Source organism: Pontibacter fetidus (genome assembly GCF_010119545.1).
GTDB lineage: Bacteria > Bacteroidota > Bacteroidia > Cytophagales > Hymenobacteraceae > Pontibacter > Pontibacter fetidus.
Genome location: NZ_JAAEAA010000004.1, coordinates 1 through 11,865, shown reverse-complemented (window position 1 = coordinate 11,865; position 11,865 = coordinate 1). Strand labels below are relative to the sequence as shown.

Annotated in this window: 12 protein-coding genes; 6 read left to right on the top strand and 6 right to left on the bottom strand. The window is 45.2% G+C overall.

Annotation, left to right across the window (positions count from 1 at the left end; all coding sequences use genetic code 11):
- The first annotated feature begins 171 nt into the window (after positions 1–171).
- On the top strand, positions 172–369 hold the full coding sequence (locus GWO68_RS03670; RefSeq protein WP_162345072.1) for a hypothetical protein: 198 nt from the start codon (positions 172–174) through the stop codon (positions 367–369).
- Positions 370–386: 17 nt separating this feature from the next.
- Here the strand turns inward: GWO68_RS03670 and GWO68_RS03665 are convergent, their stop codons facing one another.
- The 3 genes from GWO68_RS03665 to GWO68_RS03655 all read right to left on the bottom strand — a co-directional run bounded on the left by GWO68_RS03665 (position 387) and on the right by GWO68_RS03655 (position 2,247).
- A complete protein-coding gene (locus GWO68_RS03665) occupies positions 387–830 on the bottom strand; it encodes a hypothetical protein (protein ID WP_162345071.1) in 444 nt (147 codons plus the stop codon).
- Positions 831–1,018: 188 nt separating this feature from the next.
- Complete coding sequence (locus GWO68_RS03660) at positions 1,019–1,396, bottom strand: DUF3221 domain-containing protein (RefSeq protein ID WP_162345070.1); 378 nt, start codon at positions 1,394–1,396, stop codon at positions 1,019–1,021.
- A gap of 155 nt (positions 1,397–1,551) precedes the next feature.
- Positions 1,552–2,247, bottom strand: coding sequence for a hypothetical protein (locus GWO68_RS03655; RefSeq protein ID WP_162345069.1), 696 nt, complete (start codon positions 2,245–2,247; stop codon positions 1,552–1,554).
- Between the two features lie 473 nt (positions 2,248–2,720).
- Here GWO68_RS03655 and GWO68_RS03650 point away from each other — a divergent pair, with 473 nt between their 5' ends.
- The 5 genes from GWO68_RS03650 (at position 2,721) to GWO68_RS03635 (ending at position 9,329) form a co-directional block, all read left to right on the top strand.
- A complete protein-coding gene (locus tag GWO68_RS03650) occupies positions 2,721–5,261 on the top strand; it encodes a PIG-L family deacetylase (RefSeq protein WP_162345068.1) in 2,541 nt (846 codons plus the stop codon).
- 94 nt (positions 5,262–5,355) lie between these two features.
- A complete protein-coding gene (locus GWO68_RS17715) occupies positions 5,356–5,502 on the top strand; it encodes a hypothetical protein (protein ID WP_202923665.1) in 147 nt (48 codons plus the stop codon).
- On the top strand, positions 5,499–7,217 hold the full coding sequence (locus GWO68_RS03645; RefSeq protein ID WP_162345067.1) for a sodium:solute symporter: 1,719 nt from the start codon (positions 5,499–5,501) through the stop codon (positions 7,215–7,217). Before GWO68_RS17715 ends, GWO68_RS03645 begins: the two co-directional genes overlap by 4 nt.
- A gap of 92 nt (positions 7,218–7,309) precedes the next feature.
- Positions 7,310–8,398: a glycine cleavage system aminomethyltransferase GcvT gene (gene gcvT / locus GWO68_RS03640; protein WP_162345066.1), complete on the top strand. Its 1,089-nt coding sequence runs from the start codon at positions 7,310–7,312 to the stop codon at positions 8,396–8,398.
- A gap of 205 nt (positions 8,399–8,603) precedes the next feature.
- Positions 8,604–9,329, top strand: a complete 726-nt coding sequence (locus GWO68_RS03635; protein WP_162345065.1) for a 2-phosphosulfolactate phosphatase — start codon at positions 8,604–8,606, stop codon at positions 9,327–9,329.
- Between the two features lie 302 nt (positions 9,330–9,631).
- On the opposite strand, the gene GWO68_RS03630 is transcribed toward GWO68_RS03635, so the two are convergent.
- The 3 genes from GWO68_RS03630 to dtd form a co-directional block, all read right to left on the bottom strand.
- A complete protein-coding gene (locus GWO68_RS03630; protein ID WP_162345064.1) occupies positions 9,632–9,958 on the bottom strand; it encodes a nucleotide pyrophosphohydrolase in 327 nt (108 codons plus the stop codon).
- A gap of 10 nt (positions 9,959–9,968) precedes the next feature.
- The gene (locus GWO68_RS03625; RefSeq protein WP_162345063.1) at positions 9,969–10,832 is read right to left on the bottom strand and encodes a hypothetical protein; all 864 of its coding nucleotides are present in this window, start codon (positions 10,830–10,832) and stop codon (positions 9,969–9,971) included.
- 128 nt (positions 10,833–10,960) lie between these two features.
- A complete protein-coding gene (gene dtd / locus GWO68_RS03620; protein ID WP_162345062.1) occupies positions 10,961–11,413 on the bottom strand; it encodes a D-aminoacyl-tRNA deacylase in 453 nt (150 codons plus the stop codon).
- Positions 11,414–11,865: the final 452 nt, after the last annotated feature.

The following is an 11,865-nucleotide window of genomic DNA, read 5'->3' as shown; positions in this document are numbered from 1 at the left end:
ACCGCTTTTTTGTTGGAAATTTTAATCTGCTTAAACAGCCCGTTCACGGAGAAAAACAGGTTGTTGGTATAAGTTAGTAGTAATACATGAAACAGTAGCTTGCATTACATAGTACTGTATAATATCTTTGCTACATCAATTACATGTTTTACACTATTAATACTTACAATTATGAAAATCCTAGTTCTTTTATCTGCCTCTTTATTCGGTTTTGGTCTTGTATGTCAGGAAGCTACAAGCGTAGAAAAATCTGGTGCTACTATAGTAGCGAAACCTGTTGCTTACGAAGAGCCGGTAGCAACTATAGTTTTGGATACTGTTGAAGTAGTATATGAAGCTCCGGCTGCCCTGGCAGACAACGCGCTGTAAGCTATTGTTCAGGTTGGTTAGGCGGGCATACTATAGTTATTGGGTTTGCAGGCCAGTAGCCATTTTTCTGCAGCCTCAAAATCCATAAAGTTTTTCATTAGCAGCGGGGGCATTACCCGATCGCGCAGGTCGCGGGCAGACAGCTGACTGAACATGCTAAGGGAATACACATGAGCCAGACACCTTAAACCTGCTTTATACACAGCAGGCAACCAGTCGAACTCAAGCCAGTCGTTGGCGTCTTCCCAGTCGCCGGTAACATCAGACTTATCGTTAAGCAGTTTGTTGCAGGGGTGTTCCTGAACGTACTCCAGGTACAAGTTAGCGGCTTTAATCACATCGTCGCTGGTTATATGGCCGCTCCATTTGGCATAAACATACAAGGGCCGCTGGGTTATAGTTAAATAATGTTCGCCTTGTGCGTTCGCAACCTTTATCTCATTTAATTGGGCTTGTTTCATACGGTGCAATTAGTCCTGAAAGGTTAACGAATGAGAGGGATATTAACCGGCCAACAGGTTTATAGTAGTACAATGACAAGGCAAGTTCCTTTAAACTATACTGTCTGGGTACTTTACCAGATTTTTATACGGATACAAGCAAGTTATTACTACCCTGTTGTAATGATTTTATTAAGTTAAACATATAGCTAATTGCCTACCCGGATGGCAACAGCTGTAGCCTGCACCGGCATCGACTCCCTTACAGCACCGTTAAACCATACTTCTACGTGCTGGCCCTCTTTTAACTGCCCGGCTTTTAAGCGTTTCCCGTCCTTGTCCTCTATCAGGGTATCATCATCTACTTTAACACTTGCTTGCGCGTAAGCCGATTCGGTATTCTGAGGGGCCTCTACCAGCAACTGTAAATGCGTGTTATTTTGTGTAGTGGCTGTTTGGGTAAGGCTGCTTATCTTCCCGTTTATATCTGGCAGGGTATCAGGCATACGCTTTAGTTCCTGGCCGCGGCAGGCAACCAACAACAGCAACCCCAAACTATAAGCCAGTATTTTAAGCAGTATATCCACAGTACCTTTGTATAAAGTAATACCATATTACCCAGGCTTTGCCAGCTTTTCAGATAGCTAAAGCCTGGGTAATAATTAGTTATTGTACTAAATAAAAAGCTCCATGTTTCACTTCTCAGGAAACATGGAGCTTTTTACTGCTATTGGCATGTGTTTTACGCTACCCGCAGTACGTGGTTTTCGTCTATCGCGCGGCGGATATTTGCTTCCGAATCGTAGTATCTCAGGTAATCGCTGTGGCGGCTTGGTTTGTTTTGCGGGCGTTGCATCAGCACCACCTTACTGCGCTGGCCAACTGTAATCAATCCGATGCCTTTGTCGCGACACATATCCAATACAATTTTAGCTAACGGGTTGTTTCTGAAAACCAGGCTACTGATAGATAAACCGATCCATTGCTCGTCAGCAGGCACTTGTTTTACATTGTTGAGCAGCGTTTCGACCTGGTGGTTAAGGTATTTTTTAAGAAAGTGTGTATGAAGCAGAAACCCTATGGGTGCAACAACCACTGGGGCAATTAACATAACAAGAATGTTATCCATAGATTTGCCCAGTGCAAAACAGAGCGCAGCAAGCAAAAGCGGGGTAAGCAGGCGTAGTTTACTTAAGCCGTTCTTTTTATAGTTTACAAGCAAACCGGTTAAGCGCTGCGATTGCTCCATGCTGATGTTGGCAACAAATATTTCGCCGGTAGCTTTCTTAAAGGCAAGCATGCCATCCGCAACACTGCCACGTTTGGTTTTCTCCCCTTGTCCGATCAGTATGTTGGCAACTGTGTGCTGTTGGGTATAATAGTTTTTCAGATAGTCGAAAGCAAAGTTTTCTATCTTACTGTCTTGTTGGTTTGCCATGCTCGTCTGCTAAAACCAGGAACCAGGGCCAGTGGCATATCAGTGGAATAAAGCCGATTAAATTCCTGCTGAGAACGCTGCTAAGGCTAGTTTAGTTCGTGGTGTTTAAAAAAGTATTTAACAGAAAAAATCAAAAAGTTCTTTGTGTACTACAAACATAGCATATGAAATATATAGATACAACAATCTGTATTTTTTTATTTTTTGATTAAACCCTTCCAATATAAGTAGTTATAGTTAAACTTAATCCGTTTTATATACAGGGGTTTATGGATTTTTAGCAGATGAATATGGTAAAATATGATTATGCCCTAAACTGATTATGTATTATTTATAGTGTTGTTTATCTGCTAAGAAATGCCTTTTATCTGATAGAATAAAGCCATTTACTAAATAGTTGCCCAAATTGTTTAGCTTTACTTTAAAGAAAATTCTGGGGTTACCTTATTTATTACACTGCATTGATCACAACTATGAAAATCCGGTCTTACTTACTTTACCTGTTGTTAGGGATAAGTATAACAGTTTGTTTTGCTGCACCCCTGCAGGCACAGGCACCTGCCAGGGCATCGTCGGCTGATGTGTTGCATAAACTACAAAAGCTGAATGTGCTGGGGTCGGTACTGTACATTGCTGCCCACCCCGACGATGAAAATACCCGCCTGATAACGTACCTGAGCAACGAGAAACTATACAACACGGGCTATTTATCGGTAACACGCGGCGATGGTGGCCAGAACCTGATAGGACCCGAAATAAGTAAAGACTTAGGCATTATCCGGACACAGGAATTGCTGCAGGCCCGACGCACCGATGGTGGGGTACAGTTCTTTACCCGCGCCAATGATTTCGGTTTTTCTAAAAATGCAGCAGAAACGTTTACGATCTGGGATAAAGAACAGGTATTGGGCGACATGGTTTGGGTGATCCGCAAATTCAGACCCGATGTAATGATTACGCGTTTTCCGCCAGATGAGCGCGCTGGTCACGGGCAACATACCGCATCAGCTGTATTGGCCGAAGAAGCTTTTACTGCCGCCGCCGACCCAAAACGCTTTCCGGAGCAACTGAAATATGTGGAAGTATGGCAACCAAAGCGGTTGCTATGGAACACCGGAGTTTGGTCGTTTGGCAGCCAGACCGAGTTTGATAAGTATGTAGATGAGCTACTGAAAGTAGATGTGGGTGGTTACAATCCGTTATTGGGTGAGTCGTATGGCGAAATTGCGGCAGCCAGCCGCAGCATGCATAAAAGCCAGGGCTTTGGGGCATCGGCGGCGCGCGGCACCAGTATAGAGTACCTGCAACACACCAAAGGCACCAAAGCAGATAAAGAATTGCTGGAAGGTATAAATGCCACCTGGTCGCGTGTAAAAGGGGGCGATAAAGTAGAAAAACTCATCCAGAAAGCTATTGACAGCTACAAACCTACCGAACCTGCAACTATAGTTCCGACCTTACTGGCAGCCCGAAAAGAACTGCAAAAGTTACCCGACAGCAACTGGAAAAACCTGAAAACAGAAGCCATTAACGAAGTGATACAGGATGCACTGGGCTTATACCTGGAAGTAGCGGCCACAGATTATGCCGCCACGCCGGGGCAACCTGTTGCGTTTAACATTGAAGCCATTAACCGTTCTGCCACGCCGGTAACTATAAAATCCATCAACTATAGTTTTGCCAAAAAAGATACCACCCTGCAAAGTAAACTGGCACCTAACGAGCTTTTAAAGTACAGCACCACTATACCACTGCCCACAACTATAGCTTACTCGCAACCTTATTGGCTGCAAAAGCCGGGTACATTGGGTATGTTTGCTGTTAGTGGTTTTGAAAATATAGGGAAGCCAGAAAACGATGCAGCTGCCAAAGTAACTTTTAACCTAACTATAGCCGGAGAGCCGTTAGCAGTAACAGTACCTGTCGTGTACAAACGCACCGACCCGGTAGCTGGCGAAGTATACCGCCCGTTTATAGTTACGCCGCCTGTTTTTGTGAATATAACGGAGGGTGTGTACATGTTTGCCGATCAGCAGCCAAAACAGATAAGCGTGCGCGTAAAAGCCGGCAAAGCAAACATTGCGGGCAAGGTGACATTACAGTTACCCAAAGGCTGGAAAGCAGAGCCGGCAACTATCGATTTCAGTTTACAGGCGAAAGGAGCGGAGCAGAACGCTGTATTTACCGTTACGCCACCTAAAGGCCAAAGCGAAGCCGAACTGAAAGCCGTCGCAACTATAGATGGCAAAAACTATAGCCAGAGCCTGAACGAGATCAACTATAGCCACATACCTGCGCAAACTACTTTTCCGGATGCTACGGCTAAAATCGTAAAGCTGGATCTGAAAAAGAATGGCGAGAAAATAGGTTACCTGATGGGGGCCGGCGACGATATTCCAACCAGCTTACGGCAGATCGGCTATGATGTAACCTTGCTACGCGACAGCGACATGCGTCTGAGTTACCTGCAGCAGTTCGATGCCATTATCCTGGGTGTTCGTGCTTACAATACCGTGGATCGTTTAAAACATCATCAGTCAACTTTACTGGAATATGTAAAGGACGGAGGTAACCTGATTGTTCAGTATAATACCAATCATGCGCTGGTAATGCCAAACGTAGGTCCATACCCGCTGAAACTAAGCCGCGACAGAGTAACTGTGGAAGATGCTGAAGTACGTTTCCTGAAGCCAAACCACCCTGTGCTGAACGAGCCAAACAAGATCACCCAAAAAGATTTTGAAGGTTGGGTGCAGGAGCGCGGCCTGTACTTCCCGAACGAATGGAGCCCGGAATACGAAGCTATTCTTTCATCAAACGACCCTGGTGAGCCTGCCCGCAACGGTGGTTTGCTGGTAGCCAAGTATGGCAAAGGCAACTATATCTATACCGGTTATTCGTGGTTCAGAGAGTTGCCAGCCGGTGTGCCGGGTGCTTACCGCCTGTTCGTAAACCTGATCTCGCTGGGCAAACACGACGGTTCGGGCAATGCATCTAAGTCAAGTATGAAGTAGGTTACACAAAAGACTTTTAGACAAAGGACAAAAGACTAAACTATAGATGAATCCTTTGTCTTTTGTCGAATAGTCCTTTGTCAAATAAGAAAACATGAAAAACAATCACCCTGTAGACGAAGAACCACCCATTGAAAAGCCGCCTTTTTTTAATTCCTGGAAAGGCATGTACTGGCTTGTGCTGGGCAACCTGGCTTTTATGATCGCTCTGTTCTACATCATTACTAAAATTTACGAATGAGACCGTTAGATTGGATCGTACTACTGGGCACCATCGGCTTCATAGTTATTTACGGCATCTGGAAAACCCGAGGCAGCCAGGACATTGAAGGCTACCTGAAAGGCGACAACTCCATGAAATGGTGGACCATCGGCTTATCAATTATGGCGACGCAGGCCAGTGCTATTACCTTTTTGTCTACGCCGGGCCAGGCCTACGAAGACGGGATGCGCTTTGTGCAGTTTTATTTCGGCTTGCCCATCGCTATGGTCATCATTTCTGTTACGGTTATCCCCATTTTTTATAAGCTTAATGTTTACACGGCCTACGAGTTTCTGGAGAACCGTTTCGACCTTAAAACAAGGTCATTAGCTGCTTTATTATTCCTTGTTCAGCGAGGCCTGGCCGCGGGTATCACTATTTATGCGCCTGCTATTATTCTTTCTACGATGCTGGGCTGGAGCTTAACGATTACTAACTTGGTGATTGGCGTGGTGGTTATTATTTATACCATGTCGGGCGGCTCCAAAGCGGTGAGCGTAACCCAGAAACAGCAAATGGCCGTGATGATGGGCGGAATGATCATCGCTGGCATAATGGTAGTGAGCTATTTGCCTGATAACGTGGGTTTTGGTGATGCCGTGGCGGTAGCCGGAAAGCTGGGCAAAATGAACGTAGTAGACTTTAACTGGGACTGGAAAACCAGTTGGGACGACCGTTATAATTTCTGGTCGGGGATTACAGGTGGTTTGTTTCTGGCACTGTCTTACTTCGGAACAGACCAGAGCCAGGTGGCGCGTTACTTAGGTGGTAAATCGATAGGGGAGAGCCGTTTGGGCCTTCTGTTTAATGGCCTGCTGAAGATACCAATGCAGTTTATGATCCTGTTTATCGGGGTAATGGTGTTTGTTTTTTACCAGTTTAACGAGCCGCCGGTGTTTTTTAACGAAGGCACCAAAAGCAAACTATACGCCACCGAACACGCCACCGAACTGCGCACTCTTGAAGCAAACTATAGCTCTATTTTTGAAGAAAAAAAACAGGCAATGCAGAGCTTGGTATCTGCCTTAAAAACCGAAGACGAAGCTGCCATTGCCATCGCCGAAACCAAAGTAGAGAATCTGAACGCAGCCGGAAAAGAAGTGCGCGAAGAAGTAAAAGCCCTCATTACAAAAGCTGTACCCAACGCCGAAACCAAAGACACCGATTACGTTTTTATCTCGTTTGTCATGAAATACCTGCCTGCCGGGTTGGTAGGTTTGCTGCTGGCTGTGATATTTGCGGCGGCTATGTCGTCGGTAGCTTCTGAAATGAATGCACTGGCCTCTACTACGGTAGTAGATATTTATAAGCGCTCCATTAACCCAAATGGCAGCCCGATGCACTATGTTAATGCATCTAAAGTGCTAACTATAGCCTGGGGTATTATCGCTATACTTTTCGCCACTTTTGCCTCTATGCTCGATAACCTGATCCAGGCGGTTAACATTATCGGTTCTATTTTTTACGGAACTATACTGGGTATTTTCCTGGTGGCCTTTTACTTTAAGCGCATTAAAGGCAACGCGGTTTTCTTTGCCGCTATACTTGCCGAGGTAGTGGTACTTTACTGTTTTTATTTCACCGAAATAGCCTTTCTGTGGTTTAACGTGATTGGTTGTGTTGCTGTCATTGTGTTCGGGTTTATATTACAAACGCTGATCGGGAAAAATGAAAAAGAGTTGGTGAAAGTATAGCACAGTAGCCTGCTAACAATTTACCCATTCAGCCATCAGAGATTAAAAAGTTTACTTACTTTTGCCTTACAACCCCTTGAGAAATTAAGATCATGGAATTAAAGAAAATAGCTTTAAATGATGTACACGAAGCACTGGGCGCTAAAATGGTGCCTTTTGCCGGATATAATATGCCAGTTCGCTACTCATCAGACCTGGAAGAGCATAACACCGTGCGTAATGCCGTAGGTATTTTTGATGTGTCGCATATGGGCGAGTTTTTGGTGCAGGGCCCGGGCGCTCTGGATCTGATCCAGCGCATTACCTCTAACGACGCTTCTAAACTTACGCCAGGTAAAGTACAGTACTCCTGCTTCCCGAACGAGCAGGGCGGTATCGTGGATGACCTGCTCGTTTACTGTATGGGCGAAGAAGATTACATGCTGGTAGTAAATGCCTCTAACATCGACAAAGACTGGGAGTGGGTAAGCAAATATAACACCGGCGGCGTAAAACTGACGAACATTTCAGATGAGATGTCGCTGTTTGCGGTGCAGGGTCCTAAAACGGTAGATGCGTTACAGCCACTTACAAAGCTGGACCTGGCTAACATGGTATACTATACGTTTGATAAAGGTGAGTTTGCCGGTGTTAAAGATGTGATCGTTTCTGCTACAGGTTATACTGGTTCAGGTGGTTTTGAGATCTATGTGAAGAACGAAGATGCCAGGCGCGTTTTTGATGCCATTATGGAAGCAGGCAAGGCCCACGGTATTAAGCCGATCGGTTTAGGTGCCCGCGATACATTGCGCCTGGAAATGGGTTTCTGCCTGTACGGTAACGACATTAACGACACTACTTCGCCCCTGGAAGCTGGTCTTGGATGGATCACGAAGTTCGATAAAGAATTTGTGAACTCTGACAACCTGAAAGCACAGAAAGAAGCTGGCGTAAAGCGCAAACTGGTTGGTTTCGAGATGCTGGAAAAAGCTATCCCGAGAGCACATTACGAGATTATGAATGAAGCAGGCGAGCAGATTGGTGAAGTTACATCTGGTACTATGTCGCCATCTATGGGCAAAGGCATTGGTATGGGCTATGTTACAACCGAGTATAGCAAGCCAGGCACCGAGATATTTGTGCGCGTGCGTAACAAAGACATGAAAGGCCAGATCGTAAAACTGCCTATCCTTAAGAAGTAATTTTAATTGTTGATCTCCTGGTAAAATCATCCCCCTACCCCCTTCAAAGGGGGACTTTTTCTTCTATCGTAAAACTATAGTTTAGAATTACACAAGGTGAGTGTCCCCCTTTGAAGGGGGTAGGGGGATGACCAACCAGTGCCCTATCATAAGCAGGGTTAATAGCTGATCAACAATCAACAATCCAACAATTTAGCAATTCAAAATGCCAAGTATAGATGTGTGTTTCAGCCCGGAGCTGTTGCACTTGTATGATTTGAAGGGAAAGGCCGTAGTGGCTGTGGATATACTTCGTGCTACCTCCACAATGGTTACGGCGTTTGCACATGGCGCTACCGATATTATTCCGGTAATGAAGCTGGAAGAATGCCAGGCCTACGCCGAAAAAGGATGCCTGATAGCCGCAGAACGCGACGGCATAAAAGCCGAAGGTTTTGACCTGGGCAATTCGCCATTTGCTTACATGGATGGTAACGTAAAGGGCAGAACGATAGCTATTACTACCACCAACGGTACGCGCGCTATCCATCTATCTATGGAAGCCGACGAAATTATAGTTGGCGCTTTCCTGAACTTACAAGCTGTAGTTGAGCACCTGAAAGAACTGCAACTGGATGTACTGGTAGTATGTGCCGGCTGGAAAGGCAAATTCAACCTGGAAGATACTTTATATGCCGGCGCTTTGGCGGAAAGACTTCAGGATGACTTTGCATTTGAAAATGATGCTACCCTTGCCTCTCTGCATCTTTACCAAACGGCTAAAAATGACTTAGTTTCTTTCCTGAGACAATCCTCGCACGTTCGCCGCCTCGAAAACCTGGAGATACACAAAGACATCGAATTTTGCCTGCAACATGATACCTATGATGTGTTACCGGTTTGGAAAAACGATAAACTGGTAGACCTGGCAGTTAAGGAGCTAAAGAGTTAGAGAGTTTGGGAGTTTAAGAGTTAGAAAGGGAAGTACGGATGTGGTCTGTGTTTCCCTTTTTTGTTTCTGGGTTTAGATAAAATCTTAGCCCTCGCTCGCGTCCCGCGAGTGTGCGCTACTAGCGGACTCTGGCCGAGCTGATATATAATCTATAGTTACAGATATAGTTATTAATAGTGCTATGGTTTAAATCTGAGTGATAACGTGGCGGGACACCACTTGTAGCGCACACTCGCGGGACGCGAGCGAGGGGGTTACAAACTTCTTAACTCTTTAACTCCCAAACTCACTAACTCCTCAACTTACTTCAGCTTTGGGTTTTGCTTGTGGCGTTGGCTGTCGCGTTGGGTTTTCTTGGCCAGATTTTTTTCTAAAGCGTCGGTCAGGTTTATGCCGGTTTGGTTAGCCAGGCAAATGAGTACAAACAGCACATCGGCCAGCTCGTCGCCAAGGTTTTTTCCGGTATCACTTTGCTTAAACGATTGCTCCCCGTATTGCCTGGAGATGATGCGGGCCACTTCACCCACCTCTTCGGTAAGGATTGCCATGTTGGTGAGCTCGCTGAAATAGCGCACACCGTTTTCTTTAATCCAGTTATCTACCAGCTGCTGGGCGTCTTGTATGGTCATTGGTCAGGTTTTATTTCCCGAATTTAACCACAAAATCAACATAAGGCACACCAATAACTATAGTTTCCATAATGTCTTTGTTATTCAGGAAGGCCAGGTCAACTGTTATGCGCTCGCCCATAAATCGTAAGCCATACGAATAAATACCACCACTTATATCCTCGCTTGGCACAAACCAGTTCTCTGAAACCAGGCCAAGTTTGCGGCTTACCCGCTTCATGCCGCTCAGGGTAACAATTGGCCTGCTGGCAAATTCGCCGTCTACGTAGCCATAACCAAGGCCTAAGGTCGCATTGTTATCGGTGTTGCCATAAGTTACAATACCATAGCCCACCCCTAATCCCGAAAAGCCATCGTCAGCCAGCGTAGAGGTCAAGTATAACACGCCTGCACCTGCCCGCCATTTTTCTGCAACCGGAAAAGTATACTTAGGAGTTATAAAAAAGGTAGGTTCCCCGGAAAAAGTGGAGATCAGTTCAAAACCTCCGCCAATGGTAAAGTTATCGGTAAGGCCATAGTTAAAGGAGTTTAAAACGAGGTAAGTGTTTTGGTAATAAGCTTCGCCTTTCCGTAAACTAAACGCCGACGGGCCAAACAGGTAACGGCTGGAGTTTGGGTTCTCATACCAGTATTGCCCGTTTTTATAGTTGCGTTCGTCTAATATGCGGTAGCTCTTAACCTGGTCGTTGGGGATAGTGATGATACCGGCACTTTCGGTTTGCAGTCGTATGCCATTTTCATCTTTACCCAGGTAAATACCCTGGTATACCGACCCATCTTTTGTTTCTATCATCCAGCGCTGCGGGGCAGTGGTTTGGGTAGTAGTGGTGTCGGTTTGAGCAAATGCTGGCGAGCAAACTATAGTTGCAAGCAAAAACCAGCAGCAAACTGATAAGAGACGAGTACTAAAAGCAGGCACAACCATAACATATCTAACTTAAAGTATAACTATAGTTGAATATACGTATTTCAGAAAGTTAGATAATGCCGCTCTGGTTTATTTTATTCTTTGTTCTGAGAATTTATTGTTATTGTTACCGGGCCATCGTTCAGTAAAGCCACTTTCATGTCGGCACCAAACTCGCCGGTCTGAATTTTTTTGCCTAAAGCGGCCTCCAGGTAACCTATAAACTGCTCATAAAGCGGAATGGCTATAGTTGGCGGCGCAGCATTGATGTAAGACGGGCGGTTTCCTTTTTTGGTGTTGGCAAACAAAGTAAACTGGCTGATCACCAGAATGTCGCCCTGCACATCCTGCACGCTCAGGTTCATTTTGTCGTCGGCATCGCTAAAGATTCGGAGCTGGGCTATTTTAGAGGCCGTCCATTTCAGGTCATCGTCAGTGTCAGTGGGTGTGAAGCCGGCCAGTACCAGCAAGCCTAACCCGATCTCGCCTTTTACTACTTTATTTATAGTTACCGATGCCTGCGTTACCCGCTGTATAACTACGCGCATTTGATTGCTGATTGTTAGTTGCTGAATGTTATTTCGGCTAAAGATAGACGTTATATTGCTAAAAGTTTCTAAGTAGATGATTACTTATAGTTAAGGTTCACTGCTGTAAGTTTGACAGTGATAAACCACCATGCCCTATCAAGAGAGGAATTTTCTTCCATTGCTATAGTTGAAGCTGTAGTTTCATAGGTGCTGTTTTACCTCACCCCGGCCCTCTCCTAAAAGGAGAGGGAGTTTACCCCAAAACAGGAGAGGGATTTTTTTAGCTGCTGTTATTGCTAAAGTTGGAGGTATGGTCTTATAGTTGCTGATTGTCATCCCCCTACCCCCTTTGAAGGCAGGGTCGTTAAGTTCTAATGTATTTAGCCATCAGTGTTATTTTGTTGGCAAAAGCTGTGATCGCATCCTTCATAGAGTGGAAGCTACATTTTCTGGCGATGTTCAAGGCTATA